This window comes from Shewanella submarina (assembly GCF_042646185.1).
Classification (GTDB): Bacteria; Pseudomonadota; Gammaproteobacteria; order Enterobacterales; family Shewanellaceae; genus Shewanella; species Shewanella corallii.
This window is the reverse complement of the sequence record NZ_JBHRTD010000006.1, coordinates 180,375-196,510: the sequence shown is the minus strand read 5'-3', so window position 1 is coordinate 196,510 and position 16,136 is coordinate 180,375. Positions and strand designations below refer to the sequence as shown.

Below are 16,136 nucleotides of genomic sequence, written 5' to 3'. Positions count from 1 at the left end.
AGAAAAGCAGTTTGTCCGAAACACACCCAAAGGGTGATACAAAGGTTGATGGATGATGGAAACTTTCCGGTAAGGAGTGTGAGTCCTTACAGTGACATTGGGTAAATGCCACCACGCAAAACACTGGTATCAAACCAGGTGCTCTGCCAATAAATAGAGGTCATCGCTTGATAAGCCATGATTGAGATACTCCGAAATCAAAAGTTGTAAAAAAATTACTCTAGCGAAGCTTGGCTCGGTTCCCTGGAGCTAGAGATTCTCGGTTCCGTGGAGACAACTTATCATTCATATCCTTGGAGATTATTCCGTAAGGAGGTGAACTAGAGCTGGTGGCCACCTTGGCTCAACCAACGCGAGCCATTCTACATTTCTGTAGTTTTATTACAATAGATCGCTGAATATTTTTTCTAAAAACTCAAATTTAAGTAATTTTATTACCAAACAATCATGCCAAGCCCCAGCCTAAAAAAAACGCCGCAGGGTAACCCACGGCGTTTTACCTTTAGCCATCAATACCGATCAATGACTGGATTTGGACAAGATGTACTGCAGCAGAGCCGTCAGCGGCGCCGCAGTTGGCACGCCATAAACCGGATCACCCTCAGTGGCGCTGCCAGCAATATCCAGATGAGTGTATGGCAGTGGTAACTCACCCTCGCCTGTGTTGTCCATCAGGCCCGAGGCTTTCAGCAGGAAGGCCGCCGGGAATTGGTGACCTCTTGCAGTAATGGAGGACGGCGCATTATTGGAACTGAGAATATCTGCCGCATCTGAGACATCACGGATTTTGGCAAAGTCTTCACGACGCAATCGGGAGATTTCCATAGGATCCCCCCAACTCTCACCGATTTCGTTCAGACTGTTGGCAACGCCCTGCTCCCTGGCGACCGCATTCTCCACCGCGGCAGTGTAGCCTCCATAGGCGCGAACCACATGACCAGTAAGAGTAGCAACCGAGAACAGCTCAGGAGCAACACACTCTTTTGCCTTAATACGCAGGTGAGACAGCACATCAGCCAGCACCAATCGACCTTCGGCATCTGTATTGCCAATGCGTACCCGCACGCCCGCATGACTGGTAATAATCTCATCAGTAACAAACGCTTCTGAGCCAATGCTGTTGCGTACCAATCCCACATCGGCAATGACCCGAATCCCTTTTGGCTTGAGTTCCGACAGCGACTTCATCAGCCCCACTACAGCTGCAGCGCCCCCCTTGTCCCGGCTCATACCGGCCATGGCACCACCAATCTTCAGATCCGCGCCGCCGGTGTCATACACCACACCTTTGCCAGCCAACAGGAAAGTATGCTGACACTCGCCCTCACCCTGATACTCGAACCGCACAACACGGGGTTGATGACGAGCGACCTGAAAAGAAGCTCTGGCTACCGCGCTCATGAGCGGGTAATCCCGCTCCAGCGCATCCCGGTTCTCTTCTACCCTGATTGTCAGCCCTGAGTCCTGCAGGTGTGCCACGCTGTAATGGGCGAACGCCGGCGCTGACATCCGCTCAGGCTCAGTACCACAAAGGTCCCGCGCCAGATATTTGCCCGCCTCAATGGCGCTCAACTGAGCAACGGTTTGCTCATCGGCCAATACCCCCACGGCATCCAATGCAGCAGACAAACCTTCAGCTTCGCGCTTCTCCAGCGGCTGCCACAACGCCTGAGCAAAACCCAGAGCAGCAACCTGCAACGCTTGCTTGTATGCTGCATCCAATTTGGCATCCAGCATCAGCAAAGGTCGACGGGCGCCAACCGCTTTGGCTAACGCGGCAGCCTGCTTGCCCATATCAGCAAACAGACGAACATCCTGATATTCATTGTCAGTACCTGTCACCGGCGCCAATATCATTCGACCGCCACTGACCTGAGGCGCTGCCAGCATGGTCAGAGTGTTACCCACACGGGCATCCAGCAGCTTGCCAGCCTGGGCAATATCAGCCAGTACCTGATTAGCTGGCCACTCACCCGCTGTGGTAAACAACACCAGCAGATCCCAATCCTGTTCGCGCCACGCGTTCTCCGCAGCCGGAGTAAAGAAGTTGCTTGTCATGTAAGGTCCATTTGTTGTCATTATCAGCCTCATTCTATACACAATCGCTGAGGGTTAAAGACCCCATATCCCCAAGTTTGGGTTCCATGAGTCAAGTCCGCTGTACAGAAGCCATATTGACCCCAACATTCAGGTTTGTGCAGTAAACCATCAGCTGGCAACTTTCTCTGCCACCAGTAGATACCATCACCTGCCAGAGCCCTTGGGCAGCGCCGGGTCTGTGATACACTCGGGCCAGATATTACAAAGGCCTTTATGAGGGAATCTTTCGTGACAAGCATTAACCAGTTATATCCCCAACCCCTGTGGCAGTGGTTTGAGCAGATCTGTGCCATCCCGCACCCGTCTAAACATGAAGCAGCCCTGAGCGCTCATATTCAGGCATGGGCCAAAGAGAAAGGCCTGGCCGTTACCGAAGATAAAGTGGGTAACCTGATTATCCGCAAGCCAGCCACTGCTGGTATGGAAAACCGCAAAATTGTGGTTATCCAGGCGCATATCGACATGGTGCCGCAGAAGAACAACGACAAGGTTCATGACTTCGAAAAAGACCCAATTGAACCCTGGATTGATGGCGAATGGGTAAAGGCCAAAGGCACGACTCTGGGTTCTGACAACGGTATTGGTATGGCATCAGCACTGGCGATTCTGGGCAGTGATGATATTCCCCATGGCCCGCTGGAAGTGCTGCTGACGATAGATGAAGAAGCCGGTATGACAGGTGCTTTCGGCTTGGAAGCAGGCATGTTGGAAGCCGACATTCTGATCAATACCGACTCAGAGCAGGAAGGCGAAATCTATATGGGTTGTGCCGGTGGTGTCGACGCTGAAATCACCCTGCCTATGGTTTGGGAAGCACCGGCTGAAGGCTACCAGTGTTTTGAGTTGAACCTGTCTGGCCTCAAAGGTGGTCACTCAGGCGTGAACATTCACCTGGGTCGTGGCAATGCCAACAAACTGCTGGGGCGTTTCCTGTTTGAAAATGCTGAAGCCCTGCAACTGGAACTGACTGCTTTCTCCGGTGGTTCTCTGCGTAACGCGATTCCACGTGAAGCAGGTGTCACCATTATGGTGCCCGAGGAGCATGTTGCCGCCCTGCGTACCAAAGTTACTGAGTTCGAAGCCCTGATCCGCGAAGAACTGGCTGTCGCTGACCCAGATGGCACGCTGACGCTGAAGGAGGCTGCAACACCATCCAGAGTGATGAGCGAGCAGAGCCAGAACACACTGATCGACCTGCTGCACGCCTGCCCCAACGGTGTCATGCGCATGAGTGATGAAGTGGAAGGCGTCACTGAAACCTCCCTTAACGTGGGCGTAATCTCCACCGACGAGCAGGAAGTCAAAGTTCTGTGTTTGATCCGTTCACTGATTGATTCAGGTCGCACCCAGGTAGAAGGCATGTTGATCGCTCTGGCCAATCTGGCCGGTGCTGAAATCGAACTGTCAGGGGCTTACCCAGGTTGGAAGCCGGATAACAGTTCACCTGTCATGGCGATCGTGCGTGAAACCTATCAGGATATCTATCACAAAGAACCTGTGATCATGGTTATCCACGCAGGTCTGGAGTGTGGTCTGTTCAAAAAGCCATACCCTGAGATGGATATGGTCTCCATTGGCCCCACCATTCGCTTCCCGCACAGCCCGGATGAAATGGTCAACATTGAGACTGTTGGTCAATACTGGCAATTACTGCTGGCAGTACTAGAACGTATTCCGACCAAAGATTGATATCAGCTGACAAAGAGCTGAAATAACAAAGCCACATCGATATTCGATGTGGCTTTTTGTTTGTCTGCAATTAATCGGCAGGCAAAACCCCAATTAAAGGTACAAAGAATAGATATAGAAGTCTTCACCACTTCTTTGATAGCCCTGTTTTTCATAGAGATGCTGACCGGGAAGATTGGTATTCTGGGTCGACAGATCCATACGCCTGGCACCAGTGCCTTCCGCATAAGCTCTGGCGGCATTCATCAACCCAGTCGCGACACCGGACTTACGGGCATCTTCTGCCACATACAGGTCGTAAAGAATCACTATTTTGCAGGCCTCCACCGAGCAAAACGATGGATACAATTGAGTAAAGCCAAGGGCCCTGTCATTCTCCACCGCCAGAAAAATCACAGATTCATTGTTATTTAAACGCGCAGCGATAAACTCTCTGGCAAGCTCTAAATCTGATTGGCAGTGATAGAACACCCTGTAGTCATTAAACAGAGTTGCTATCTGGTTAAGATGACAGATGTCAGCGTGGATGATTTCCATGACTTGCTCCCGCTAAGGGTAAAGACTCAGTCTAACTCGAAGCAATATACGGACAAGATTAACTCTGGCCGATACAGGATGAATACCGGTTCACGCCTGTAGCGTCCGATTGAGATTCCAAATAAGAGAGATGCAATTCTGGTGTTTATAATATTTATGCTGGTATCAGTGGTGCTGATTAAACTGTCTCTGATTGGACAGGGATTGATGAGCATTGCCATTGGCGGCATAGCATGGATAGTTTGTCGCAAGCTTCCATTCAAGCTCGACCCAGTGCTCAAACAAAAGTTCAGTCGATTGTTTGCTACTGCAGCCCTCCTTCATATCAGTCTGTACCTGGTATTGATCGCCAAAATGACCTTGATAGATAAAGCGTCCGACATTCCCGGGTTTATGCTCAGTCACCTGCTGCTACACCATCTTGTATGCGCGCTGCTGGCAGCACCTTTGGTGTTTATGACGGTAGCTATATACAACACGCGCCGCACGCTTAATCAGAGTTAAACACACCATCAGCCAATATAAGCCGAGTGTCAAAGCGCTAAATCCAGCTGACAGACATTAGAGTTCTGCTCATCAGTTTGCTGTTCAGCCAGTCCTACAGAGATCCCCACCAGACGAATTCCCCGGCCCTCAGCCCGCTCCATGGCCAGAGCCAGCAAGTCCTGAAACAGATTCACAGACAGGGAATCACTGCGATGTTCAATCGTGGTCTGTTTAAAGTCGGCAAACTTGAGTTTAACCACCTGCTTATGAATACCTCTGCCCGGCGCTCCCCGTGCCATACGGGTAGAAAGCTCAGGAATCAGCCCTGACATCACCTGGTTGGCCTGGGAGAGCTCATAAATGTCCTGCGCCAGCGTGGTTTCCACCCCCACTGACTTACGCACCCTGTTGGGTGAAATAGCTCTGGGATCTATGCCTTTGGATCTTTCCACCAACAGAGCACCGAATTTACCAAACCTTTCGGTCAACATGGCCGGATCTGCCCCTTGTACATCACCACAGGTATGCAGTCCCATGGATGCCAGTTTCTCTCCCGTCACCTTACCAACACCGGGGATTTTTCCCAGAGGCAGGGTTTTCACAAACTCAGACACAGCATCAGGGGTTATCACATATTGCCCATTGGGTTTATTAAGATCTGAAGCTACCTTGGCCAGAAACTTTACCGGCGCAATACCTGCAGATGCCGTGAGGCCGGTTTCTTCGAAGATATCTTTGCGGATGGCCTCAGCAATCAGGGTTGCCGAGCCCCGACAAGCGGTGCAGTCGGTCACATCCAGATAAGCTTCGTCCAGTGACAGAGGTTCAATTAACGAGGTGTAACGGGAGAACACATCCCGAATCTGGGATGACACCTGCTTATATACGTCCATGCGTCCCGGCACCAGAATCAGGTCCGGACACAGCCGCAGTGCATAGGCTGACGCCATCGCACTGCGAACACCGAACTTGCGGGCTTCATAGTTACAGGTACTGATCACCCCACGGCGATCGCTGCGACCGCCTACGGCAAGGGGCTTTCCCCTGAGTTCAGGGAAGTCACGCATTTCAACGGCTGCATAGAAGCAGTCCATATCGACATGAATAATTTTACGCACAGTGTTCCTCCAACAGAAAGGATACTGTACAAATAAACAGTGTCAAGTAAGATCCGAGCGTTAACCTGCGGGAGCGGCCTCAGTTCCCATCTTTGACTGCAGATAATTAGCCAGACCCATCTTGTCGATAAGTCCCAACTGCTTCTCCAGCCAGTACATATGGTCTGCCTCAGTTTCTTCCAGCAACACCTGTAAAATATCCCGGGTCTGGAAGTCACGCTTCTCTTCACACAAAGCGATCACTTGCCGCAGATCTTCAGCAACTTTGTACTCATACTGCAAATCGTTATGCAGCATCTCGGGCGTATCTTTGCCTATGGTCAAGGGTGCACGGCTGGCGACATCAGGTTTGCCCTCCAGAAACAGGATTCGCTGGATAAGTCTGGATGCATGTTCACGTTCATCATCGGACTCGTGATTAATACGCTCATAAAGTTCGTTCAGCCCCCAGTCTTCATACATGCGGGCATGAACAAAGTACTGGTCCATGGCGGTAAGCTCATTGGTCAACAAGCGGTTCAGTGCGTCGATTACCTCTGCATTGCCTTTCATTATCTGCCTCCTTAAATCTGTGATTGCAGGTAATTCTCGATACCTGTCATGCCAATCAACTCAAACTGGGCTTCCAGCCAATCCAGGTGCTCCTCTTCATCCTCCAACAGCTCCTGCAGCATATCCCTGCTGACATAATCCCTGTGCTGCTCACACAGGGCGATAGAGTCCCTGAGCAGGTCCAGTTCCCCCCGTAACATCAACATGTCACAACTCAGCATCTCCTCGGTGTGCTCACCTATCATCAGCTTATCCAGCAATTGCAGGTTGGGGAGTCCCTCAAGAAACAGAATGCGCTCTATCAACTTGTCTGAGTGCTTCATATCCTGAATCGACTTGCGATACTCCACCTTATCCAGGCCGTCCAGGCCCCAGTTACGGAACATACGGGCGTGCAGAAAATACTGGTTGATGGCGGTCAGCTCGCTGGTCAACACCTTGTTGAGTTGCTTAAGGACATCGGCATGGCCTTTCATAATGGCTCCCTGTCAGAATTTGATCTGGATCAAGGTTTAGTAAATCATGCTCAGAGGAATATTCAATTTCTTTATTTTTCATAAAGTTAAGCAAAGAGAACCATTATCATTCCAACTTGCATTTACGCTTAAGCCATTCTCTCAAGCGCTTGTATTTGGGACAAAAATGAAAACGGCCACCAAATTGGTGGCCGTTCAACAAAACTCAAAAAGCTAAAGAAGGAGTCAGGTATTCAAAAAAGTTCTATGTCATCTTCAAAGTGCTCATTGGTCATCACACCATCATCCAGCAGGTCGCAATAGAAGGCGATTTTTCCCCGTCCGTTTTCCTTCACGTAGTACAGGGCTCTGTCGGCCTGTACCAACAGGTCAGTAGGATTCTCGGCACCGGACGCATTGACCCCGCCAATGGAGCAGCGCACCGGCCACAGCTTATCGTTACGGATACAGGCGATCTCCTGCTGAAACTGTTTCAGTACTTCCCGGGCTTTCTCTTTGGTTCTGGGGCTGAGCAACACCACAAACTCATCCCCTCCAAATCGAAACAGCAGGTCTTCATCATCAAAAACTTTGATCATGGTATTGGCCACAAGTAGCAGGATCTCATCGCCGTAGAGGTGACCGAAGGTGTCGTTAATCTTCTTGAATTTATCGACGTCGAATATCACCAGCCAGAAAAACTTGGGGTCACCACTTTCTTCACAAACCGCACTGTCATCATCTTCCAATACGGCCAACACCTGAGAGTAGTAAGCTTTCTTGTTGAGCAAACCGGTCAGACTATCGGTTTCCATATCCAGCATTACATTGAGAAAGTTCTCATACACCCGGGCAAAGCCGGTAAGCAAACTGATTTGATGTTCAGACATCTCCATAATGGATTTAATCAACAGCACTTTCACTGTGATGCCGTTAACCATAATAGGAAGGGCGGTCAATACACTGTCATCATGACGCTCTGACACCATCTGATTTTGACGGGAGCACTTCTGCACGCAGTCGAGCAGTGAAGACTCTGGCAGGGCATTCTTTTTCGGGAGCATACAGGCGGGAAAGTGTATCGGACTGTTCACCGCGACAAAGGCAACCGCCGTTGCATCAAGTGAATTATGAATGGTGTCCACCAGGCTCTCACCCAATGCACGAATCTGACGTTTACCGGTTAGCTGCACCACGGAGTTAAGCACAGCCTCAGAGGCTCTGCCCACCATCTCAGCGGCGGCTTCTACCGGATTGGATGCCAGACCGTTCGGCTCTCCGGCATCATTATATTGCGAGTGCACTCTCCCCTGCACAGATGAAGCTGTCATGCGCTACCACCTAAATCACCCTGGATAATATTGAGTATAGACAGCTTTAAAGCACACGGGCGGTGCGGAAATAAAAACGGCGCCTGTGGCGCCGTTAGATATCTCAGAGAATTCTGTTTTGAGTCAGCCGCTCGTTACGGGCTTCCTCTTCAGCCTTGGCCATTTTCGCCTTTCTGTTGTCGCAGGGCTCATCACAATCACAGGCTTTGTCTATCCCTATGGCACCCAAACCGCCACAGCTTCCAGCGACTGCCTTGCGCTTAATGATATAGCCGACCGACATCAGTAAGAAAAACAACAATAACACCACAAACGCGGCCAAAAATGTGCTCATACTTCACTCCTACTGCTGAGTAATATAGGGTTTGAATGCTTCGCTGTAGTAGGTCTTGAACCCATCACCCTGGTATTCAATTAGCATCACAGCAAGTCCCTCACGCTCTGCCAGCGCCAAAGACTCCTTGGTGCCCATCACCATCATGGCCGTTGCCAGTCCATCAGCAACCATACAACTCTTATCCATAACCGTCACCGATGCCAGTTTATGTTCTATCGGATAACCGGTACGCGGGTCAATAATATGGGAAAATCGTTGACCCTCTTCTTCATAATAGTTGCGGTAGTCACCGGAAGTGGCAATGGCAATATCTTTCGGTTCTATTACGAGTTGCACTGTTCTGGCATCCTCGGTCGGACGCTCTACAGCGATACGCCAGGGTTCACCGCCTGCTTTGGTACCTTTGAGTGATACCTCACCGCCGATTTCCACCAGATAACCGGTTACGCCGTACTTATCGAGAATGGCAGCAATTTTATCTACGCCGAAACCTTTGGCAATGGATGACAAGTCGACATAGAGTTCAGGTTTGGTTTTCTCCAGGCGATCGCCGGAGATTTTAATTCCCTCAATACCTACGTCCGCCATGGCCTCATCAATTTCAAACTGGGAAGGTATGCTGGTTGGTCTGGCGTCAGGGCCAAAACCCCATAAGTTGACCAAAGGCCCCATGGTAATGTCCAGTGCGCCATGGGTGAGCTTATGCAAACGTATCCCCTCTTCCACTACTTTAAGAGTGTCTGGAGACACGACAACACTCTGTGCCAATGCCAGCTTATTAAAGCGCGACAGCTCGGAGTCAGGGCGGTAGGTCGACATCTGGTCGTTAACCTGTTCCAGTGCCAAATCGATCTCGGCCTGCAGTAACTGTGCATCGGGCAAACTGTCATTGGGAACCAACTTAATGTGGTAAGTCGTACCCATAGTGTTGCCGGAATAGGACTGTAACTTGGCCGGAGAAGAACAAGCTGCAATAAAAAAGGCCAACCCTACAAAGGCCAGCCATTTTCCCAAGGTCTTAATCATGATGACCCTTAACCCTTCAATCAAAATTGGAAAAACGCTGCGTGACAGTATATCACGCAGCGCGTCGGGTATTATCCGCCGAAGTCATCCAACAGGATGTTTTCGTCTTCCACACCGAGATCTTTCAACATACCGATCACGGCGGCATTCATCATTGGAGGGCCACACATGTAGTACTCACAATCTTCCGGCGCTTCATGGTCACGCAGGTAGTTCTCGTACAGTACGTTGTGAATGAAGCCGGTGTAACCGTCCCAGTTATCCTCTGGCTGAGGATCTGACAGGGCCACGTGCCACTGGAAGTTATCGTTGTCAGCCGCCAGGCCATCGAAATCTTCAACATAAAACATTTCGCGCTTGGAGCGGGCACCGTACCAGAAACTCATCTTACGCTTAGACTGAAGACGCTTCAGCTGGTCGAAGATGTGTGAACGCATTGGCGCCATACCTGCACCACCACCAATAAATACCATTTCAGCATCGGTATCCTTGGCGAAGAACTCACCGAATGGGCCGGAGATAGTGACCTTGTCACCTTCCTTCAGGCTCCAGATGTATGAAGACATCTTACCGCAAGGCAGAGACAGGTCGCGTGGCGGCGGAGTCGCAATACGTACGTTCAGCATGATGATGCCAAACTCTTCCGGGTAGTTCGCCATGGAGTATGCACGAATAGTCGGCTCATCCACTTTGGACTCCAGCTTGAAGAAGCCGAAATGTTCCCAGTCACCACGATACTCTTCAGGAATATCGTAATCGGCGTATCTTACATGGTGTGCAGGGGCTTCAATCTGGATGTAACCACCGGCGCGGAAAGGTACTGACTCACCATCAGGGATGGCCAGCTTAAGCTCCTTAATAAAGGTGGCTTTGTTGTCATTGGAAACAACAGTACATTCCCACTTCTTGATGCCGAAGATCTCTTCGTCCAGTTCAATATCCATGTCAGTTTTAACGTTAACCTGACAGGCCAGACGACAACCCTGTTTGGCTTCACCTTTGCTGATGTGGTCCAGCTCGGTTGGCAAAATATCACCACCGCCTGAGGTCACATTCACACGGCACTGGCCACAAGAACCACCACCACCACAGGCTGAGGAAACGAAGATACCGTTATCGGCCAACGCCCCCAACAACTTGCCACCAGCACCGGTTTTGATGGCCTTTTCAGGGTCATCGTTAATGCTAATCGTCACGTCACCGCTGGCTACCAGCTTGGATTTGGCGAACATAATCACCAAAACCAGCACCAGTACAATGGCGGTAAACATACTCACGCCCAGATATACTTCCAGCGGAGTCGAGCTCAAAATATCCATGTACTTATCCTTAGAAGGTCGATTCTGAAAAGTCGTACAGGGTGTCCCTTACAGAGACACACCGGAGAACGACATAAAACCTAAGGCCATCAGACCAGCTGTGATAAATGTAATCCCAAGACCACGCAACCCATCGGGTACGTCGGCGTACTTCATCTTCTCGCGGATACCGGCCAGCAGCACGATAGCCAGTGCCCAACCGATACCGGAACCGATACCGAATACCAGGCTTTCACCCAGGTTGTAGTCACGCTCAACCATGAAGGAAACCGCACCGAAAATCGCACAGTTCACTGTAATCAATGGCAGGAAGATACCCAGCGCGTTGTACAAAGGTGGGAAGTACTTATCCAGGGTCATTTCCAGAATCTGTACCAGAGCCGCAATCACACCGATGAAGGTAATGAACTTCAGGAAGCTCAAATCCGCTTCAGGCAGACCAGCCCATGCCAGCGCACCCGGCGCCAGAATTCCCTGATAAATAATTTGGTTAACCGGCACAGAGATGGCCAGTACCACAATTACCGCTACACCCAGACCCATGGAGGTGGTGACTTTCTTGGAAACCGCCAGGAAAGTACACATCCCCAGGAAGAAAGCCAGCGCCATGTTCTCGATGAAAATAGAGCGGATTAACAGACTGATATAATGTTCCATCTCATCTTATCCTTTTGCTTCAACTTGCTCTGGCTTGTATATGCGGATAACCCAGATGATGCCGCCGATCAGGAAGAATGCACTGGGAGGCAGCAGCATCATGCCGTTTGGCTCGTACCAGCCACCCTCAGAAACCTTCTTCAGCAGCTCAACACCAAACAGGGAGCCGTTACCAAACAGTTCACGGAAGAAACCAACAGCAAGCAGGATTGCACCATAACCCAGGCCGTTACCGATACCATCCATAAAGCTCATCATAGGAGGAGTCTTCATGGCGTAGGCTTCAGCGCGTCCCATTACGATACAGTTGGTAATAATCAGACCAACGAATACCGACAGCTGCTTGGCCACGTCATAGGCGTATGCCTGCAGCACCTGGTCAACCACGATTACCAAAGAGGCAATGATGGTCATCTGCACGATGATACGCACGCTGCTTGGGATGTGGTTACGGATAATAGAGATAAACAGGTTTGAGAAGGCACAAACCGCAGTCAGTGCAATCGTCATCACCATAGCGGTTTCCATCTTACTGGTTACCGCCAGTGCACTACAGATACCCAGGATCTGCAGGGCAATCGGGTTGTTGCTGATAATAGGTCCGGTGAGGACCTGCTTCAGTTCTTTAGCATCAGCCATTAGCTCAGTCCTCCGTCACGGGCCTTGTCGATGAACTTCTCAAAGCCTTCTTTACCCAGCCAGAACTCCAGAGAGTACTGCACGCCGTTACTGGTCAGCGTTGCACCAGACAGAGCGTCTACACCGTACTCAGTCTGAGCAACGGCAGGGTTCTTGGTTACCTTGATAGCCAGTTCACCTTGGTCGTTATACAGCTTCTTGCCGTGCCACTTGGCGATCCACTTTGGATTCTGTACTTCACCACCCAGGCCAGGAGTTTCACCTGAACCGGAGAAGTCGTAGTACACCAGGTTCTGAATCGTGTTCATGTCAGGATCCAGTGCCAGGAAAGCGTACATGGTTGACCACAGACCATAGCCCTTGATGGGCAGAATCACAGTCTTCAGGGTACCGGCTTCATCGTGCACCAGGTAAACCACTGCATCGTTGGCTACGCGCTTAACAGATGCAATGTCGTTTTCTGGGATAAATGAGGTCTTCGGGTCCCGGGCCGCTTTTTCCATATCAAAGCTGTTGCCGTCAACATCAACAAATTCACCGGTTGCCAGAGAAACCACTTTGGCCTCAACGAATTTGTTGTAGGTCTCCAGGATCTGCTCTTTGGTCATACCTGCATCTTTGGTGTTCAGCAGGTTGGCCGCTTCCAGAATGTACTTCTGGCGATCCAGCAGCTTGTTTTCCTGTTGGATTGGCTTAAGCACTACCGCCGCAGTCGATACGAAGATAGAGCAAATCAAACACAAGCCAATGACAACGAAAAGCGTTCTTCCGAACGAGTCCTTTTTACTAGCCACGTGCGATCCTCCGCTTGATATTGGCCTGAACCACAAAATGGTCGAACAGTGGTGCAAACAGGTTGGCAAACAGAATCGCCAACATCATGCCTTCAGGGAATGCAGGGTTGATGACACGGATAAATACCGCCATGGCACCAATCAGCGCACCGTAAGCCCACTTGGCATTGTTGGTGAAAGAGGCTGACACAGGGTCAGTCGCCATAAACATCATACCGAAGGCAAAGCCACCCAGAACCAGGTGCCAGTACCAAGGCATGGCGAACATTGGGTTGGTGTCACTACCGATAAGATTCAACAGGCTGGATACAGCAATCATACCTACCATCACACCGGCGATAATGCGCCAGGAAGCGATACGGGTATAAACAATTACCAGACCACCCAGCAGGATAGCCAGAGTCGATACTTCACCCACAGAGCCTGGGATAAAGCCGAAGAAGGAATCCCACCATTGCTGGCTCAAACCGTATTCCAGAGTACCGCTGGCAGCCTGGCTCAGTGCAGTCGCACCTGAATAGCCATCAGCTACAACCCAGGTGGTATCGCCGGACATGTTCAGCGGATAGGCGAAGAACAGGAAGGCACGACCCGCCAGTGCAGGGTTAAGGAAGTTACGGCCAGTGCCGCCGAATACCTCTTTAGCCACTACCACACCGAAGGTGATACCCAGCGCTACCATCCACAATGGAATAGTTGCCGGCAAGGTCAGGGCAAACAGAATCGAGGTAACGAAGAAGCCTTCGTTAACTTCATGACCACGGACAGAGGCAAACAGCACTTCCCAGAAGCCACCAACTGCAAAAGTCACAGCATAAATAGGCAGGAAGAAACAGGCGCCGTACCACATCAAGGTGGCCCAACCTGAGTTGGCAGTCAGCTCAGCCCCAAACATGCTGAACAGGGAAACCTGCCACACATCCGGAGTGCCGAAACCGGCAATCAGAGCGTCCTGCGCTTGCAGGCCGACGTTGAACATACCGACAAACATCGCAGGGAAAGTACAGGCCCATACGGTGATCATCATGCGCTTCAAATCCAGGTTGTCACGAACATGGGTGCGACCCTTGTTCACTTTACCCGGGGTGTAAAAAATGGTGGCGGCGGCTTCGTAAAGAGCGTACCACTTTTCGTATTTCCCGCCTTTTTCAAACTGCGGCTCAATACGTTCGATAAATTCTTTCAAGCTCATAAGCCTTCCCTCTCGATCGTATCCAGACAATCCCGCAGGTAGACGCCATAGTCATACTTGCCGGGACAAACGAACGTACACAGGGCCAAATCTTCTTCATCCAACTCCAGTGCACCCAGCGCCATGGCTTCTTCCGTGTCGCCGGACACAAGGTCACGCAGCAGCATAGTCGGCAGAATATCCAGTGGCATTACACGTTCATACGCACCAATTGGTACCATGGCGCGATCTGAACCGCCGGTAGAGGTGGTCATGTTGAACAAACCAGAAGACAGGTGGCTTAAGAAAGCACGGGTAATGGAGTATTTATCCTTGCCCGGCATAGCCCAGCCGAAGAACTCTTTCTCGGTACCTTCTTCCAGAATGGTTACCTGGTTGTGGTAGCGTCCGAGGAAGTCGTGAGGACCGTTGGCAGTGCGACCGTTCAGGACAGAGCCTGATACCAGACGCAGGTTTTCACCTTCAGATTCACCCTGGGTCAGCTGTGATACCTGAGCGCCGAGACGAGAACGAACCAAACGGGGATTCTTGGCGTGAGGACCTGAGATAGCAACGACGCGGTCAGTGAACAGTTCACCAGTAGTGAACAACTTACCGACAGCAATCACGTCCTGATAACCGATATGCCATACGGTACGGGTACCGGATGCAGGCAGCAGGAAGTGAATGTGAGTACCTGCGTTACCGGCAGGATGCTTGCCGCCAAACTCTTCTACCTGAGCGTTACCGGCAGGGATATCCGCGCCAGGAGCTTTGCACAGGTAAACTTTGCCTTCGGTGAGTTTAGACAGCAGCGTCAGACCGTTAACGAAATCATCTTTATGCTCGTTGATGATTACCGCAGGGTCAGCCGCCAGTGGCTGAGTATCAGTTGCAGTCACAAAAATACCGGCAGCTTTGGAGTCAATGGCCGGTACTTTACTGAATGGACGGGTTCTGAGCGCGGTCCACAAACCTGAGTTGATCAGATTGCTGCGTACCTGCTCGTCAGTCAGTGCGTCGAGGTTTTGCGCATCATGCTTATCAAAAGCGACGGCATCGTCCCCTTCGACTTCGATGACAACAGACTGCAAAACGCGTCGGGCACCACGGTTGATTTCGGTTACTGTACCACTGGCTAAAGCTGTATATATAACGCCTGGGTTCTTCTTGTCTTCGAAGATCACCTGGCCCTTTTGCACCTTATCTCCTACCTTAATCTTCATGGTAGGACGTAAGCCGATATACTCTTCACCCAATGTAGCTATGTGTTTAATGGCTTGACCATCATGGATGGCTTGCTCTGGTCTGCCTGAGATAGGCAGGTCCAATCCTTTCTTAATTGTAATCATATCCACAAGCACTACGTTTGAAGGAAAGACAATGCGCCGCATTCCCGCATCAATTTCAAAGAGTTAATCCAAACCCCAAAATTGAGCTAGCGCAGATTTATCACAGAAATGCGACAATAATCACGCTGTTCGCGCGCATTTTACCCCAATTAACACATCACTGCCACGAAAATAACGACCATTTATCTGTGATCAAACAGCCAAAAGGCCAGCAATCGTGAACATCGACAGGGGTTTTTCCGGTGAAAGCCGCTAAAAATCACATTTTGCAGTAGATGCAAAAATAAAACATTAGTTTTTAACGATTTACATCCAAACGCACACTAAACAAACGGTGTTGCCGAATTTTTGCGCTCAAAACCGAGTTTATCGACTAAAGTCCAATACAAAACTGCAACTGAAATCGACTCACCCATGGGGAGGCCGCGTGCGATCTGGCTCACCCTTCCCTTAAGAAAAATAGCAGCGAACCCTCATTTCGCCACATATATATCGAGAGAACCCCACTTATTGCAGTAAGTTAACCGTAAGTGGGCGCACACATTCACTCCAAACACTCACACATTGGCGGCA

The 16,136-nt window shown here is 50.5% G+C and carries 16 protein-coding genes; 2 read left to right on the top strand and 14 right to left on the bottom strand.

The window, feature by feature from the left end; genetic code table 11:
• Window positions 1–519: 519 nt before the first annotated feature.
• On the bottom strand, window positions 520–2,058 hold the full coding sequence (locus tag ACFOE0_RS03905; RefSeq protein ID WP_248935368.1) for a M17 family metallopeptidase: 1,539 nt from the start codon (window positions 2,056–2,058) through the stop codon (window positions 520–522).
• Window positions 2,059–2,328: 270 nt separating this feature from the next.
• Here ACFOE0_RS03905 and ACFOE0_RS03900 point away from each other — a divergent pair, with 270 nt between their 5' ends.
• A complete protein-coding gene (locus ACFOE0_RS03900; protein WP_248935369.1) occupies window positions 2,329–3,789 on the top strand; it encodes an aminoacyl-histidine dipeptidase in 1,461 nt (486 codons plus the stop codon).
• A 93-nt stretch (window positions 3,790–3,882) separates the two neighbouring features.
• On the opposite strand, the gene ACFOE0_RS03895 is transcribed toward ACFOE0_RS03900, so the two are convergent.
• Complete coding sequence (locus ACFOE0_RS03895; protein ID WP_248935370.1) at window positions 3,883–4,326, bottom strand: GNAT family N-acetyltransferase; 444 nt, start codon at window positions 4,324–4,326, stop codon at window positions 3,883–3,885.
• A 141-nt stretch (window positions 4,327–4,467) separates the two neighbouring features.
• Between ACFOE0_RS03895 and ACFOE0_RS03890 the strand changes: the two genes are divergently transcribed.
• On the top strand, window positions 4,468–4,830 hold the full coding sequence (locus tag ACFOE0_RS03890) for a hypothetical protein (protein ID WP_248935371.1): 363 nt from the start codon (window positions 4,468–4,470) through the stop codon (window positions 4,828–4,830).
• 29 nt (window positions 4,831–4,859) lie between these two features.
• On the opposite strand, the gene dinB is transcribed toward ACFOE0_RS03890, so the two are convergent.
• The 12 genes from dinB to ACFOE0_RS03830 all read right to left on the bottom strand — a co-directional run bounded on the left by dinB (window position 4,860) and on the right by ACFOE0_RS03830 (window position 15,563).
• A complete protein-coding gene (dinB, locus tag ACFOE0_RS03885; RefSeq protein ID WP_248935372.1) occupies window positions 4,860–5,930 on the bottom strand; it encodes a DNA polymerase IV in 1,071 nt (356 codons plus the stop codon).
• Between the two features lie 60 nt (window positions 5,931–5,990).
• Window positions 5,991–6,482, bottom strand: a complete 492-nt coding sequence (bfr, locus tag ACFOE0_RS03880) for a bacterioferritin (protein WP_115136150.1) — start codon at window positions 6,480–6,482, stop codon at window positions 5,991–5,993.
• A gap of 11 nt (window positions 6,483–6,493) precedes the next feature.
• Entirely contained in the window at window positions 6,494–6,958 is a 465-nt protein-coding gene (bfr, locus tag ACFOE0_RS03875; RefSeq protein WP_115136151.1) for a bacterioferritin, read from the bottom strand.
• Window positions 6,959–7,191: 233 nt separating this feature from the next.
• Entirely contained in the window at window positions 7,192–8,268 is a 1,077-nt protein-coding gene (locus ACFOE0_RS03870) for a GGDEF domain-containing protein (protein ID WP_248935373.1), read from the bottom strand.
• Between the two features lie 103 nt (window positions 8,269–8,371).
• Window positions 8,372–8,602, bottom strand: coding sequence for a (Na+)-NQR maturation NqrM (gene nqrM / locus ACFOE0_RS03865; protein ID WP_248935374.1), 231 nt, complete (start codon window positions 8,600–8,602; stop codon window positions 8,372–8,374).
• A gap of 9 nt (window positions 8,603–8,611) precedes the next feature.
• Window positions 8,612–9,631, bottom strand: coding sequence for an FAD:protein FMN transferase (locus ACFOE0_RS03860; RefSeq protein ID WP_248935375.1), 1,020 nt, complete (start codon window positions 9,629–9,631; stop codon window positions 8,612–8,614).
• Window positions 9,632–9,702: 71 nt separating this feature from the next.
• Window positions 9,703–10,950 (bottom strand): NADH:ubiquinone reductase (Na(+)-transporting) subunit F, encoded by a 1,248-nt coding sequence (gene nqrF, locus ACFOE0_RS03855; RefSeq protein WP_248935376.1) that lies wholly within the window; start codon window positions 10,948–10,950, stop codon window positions 9,703–9,705.
• A gap of 48 nt (window positions 10,951–10,998) precedes the next feature.
• Window positions 10,999–11,607, bottom strand: a complete 609-nt coding sequence (gene nqrE, locus ACFOE0_RS03850; RefSeq protein WP_115136156.1) for an NADH:ubiquinone reductase (Na(+)-transporting) subunit E — start codon at window positions 11,605–11,607, stop codon at window positions 10,999–11,001.
• Window positions 11,608–11,613: 6 nt separating this feature from the next.
• Window positions 11,614–12,246, bottom strand: coding sequence for an NADH:ubiquinone reductase (Na(+)-transporting) subunit D (locus ACFOE0_RS03845; protein ID WP_115136157.1), 633 nt, complete (start codon window positions 12,244–12,246; stop codon window positions 11,614–11,616).
• Complete coding sequence (locus tag ACFOE0_RS03840) at window positions 12,246–13,040, bottom strand: Na(+)-translocating NADH-quinone reductase subunit C (protein ID WP_248935377.1); 795 nt, start codon at window positions 13,038–13,040, stop codon at window positions 12,246–12,248. The genes ACFOE0_RS03845 and ACFOE0_RS03840 overlap by 1 nt, the downstream gene beginning before the upstream one ends.
• Window positions 13,033–14,232, bottom strand: coding sequence for an NADH:ubiquinone reductase (Na(+)-transporting) subunit B (locus ACFOE0_RS03835; RefSeq protein ID WP_248935378.1), 1,200 nt, complete (start codon window positions 14,230–14,232; stop codon window positions 13,033–13,035). The genes ACFOE0_RS03840 and ACFOE0_RS03835 overlap by 8 nt, the downstream gene beginning before the upstream one ends.
• Window positions 14,229–15,563 carry a Na(+)-translocating NADH-quinone reductase subunit A gene (locus tag ACFOE0_RS03830; RefSeq protein ID WP_248935379.1) on the bottom strand — a complete coding sequence of 445 codons (1,335 nt, stop codon included), beginning with the start codon at window positions 15,561–15,563 and terminating at the stop codon, window positions 14,229–14,231. Before ACFOE0_RS03830 ends, ACFOE0_RS03835 begins: the two co-directional genes overlap by 4 nt.
• Window positions 15,564–16,136 lie beyond the last annotated feature (573 nt).

Excerpts from the sequence above, each read along its gene's own strand:
- ACFOE0_RS03905 (WP_248935368.1), bottom strand. The coding sequence starts at position 2,058 with ATGACAAGCAACTTCTTTACTCCGGCTGCGGAGAACGCGTGGCGCGAA.
- ACFOE0_RS03895 (WP_248935370.1), bottom strand. The coding sequence starts at position 4,326 with ATGGAAATCATCCACGCTGACATCTGTCATCTTAACCAGATAGCAACT.
- bfr (WP_115136150.1), bottom strand. The coding sequence starts at position 6,482 with ATGAAAGGCAATGCAGAGGTAATCGACGCACTGAACCGCTTGTTGACC.
- bfr (WP_115136151.1), bottom strand. The coding sequence starts at position 6,958 with ATGAAAGGCCATGCCGATGTCCTTAAGCAACTCAACAAGGTGTTGACC.
- ACFOE0_RS03870 (WP_248935373.1), bottom strand. The coding sequence starts at position 8,268 with ATGACAGCTTCATCTGTGCAGGGGAGAGTGCACTCGCAATATAATGAT.
- nqrM (WP_248935374.1), bottom strand. The coding sequence starts at position 8,602 with ATGAGCACATTTTTGGCCGCGTTTGTGGTGTTATTGTTGTTTTTCTTA.
- ACFOE0_RS03860 (WP_248935375.1), bottom strand. The coding sequence starts at position 9,631 with ATGATTAAGACCTTGGGAAAATGGCTGGCCTTTGTAGGGTTGGCCTTT.
- nqrF (WP_248935376.1), bottom strand. The coding sequence starts at position 10,950 with ATGGATATTTTGAGCTCGACTCCGCTGGAAGTATATCTGGGCGTGAGT.
- nqrE (WP_115136156.1), bottom strand. The coding sequence starts at position 11,607 with ATGGAACATTATATCAGTCTGTTAATCCGCTCTATTTTCATCGAGAAC.
- ACFOE0_RS03845 (WP_115136157.1), bottom strand. The coding sequence starts at position 12,246 with ATGGCTGATGCTAAAGAACTGAAGCAGGTCCTCACCGGACCTATTATC.
- ACFOE0_RS03835 (WP_248935378.1), bottom strand. The coding sequence starts at position 14,232 with ATGAGCTTGAAAGAATTTATCGAACGTATTGAGCCGCAGTTTGAAAAA.
- ACFOE0_RS03830 (WP_248935379.1), bottom strand. The coding sequence starts at position 15,563 with ATGATTACAATTAAGAAAGGATTGGACCTGCCTATCTCAGGCAGACCA.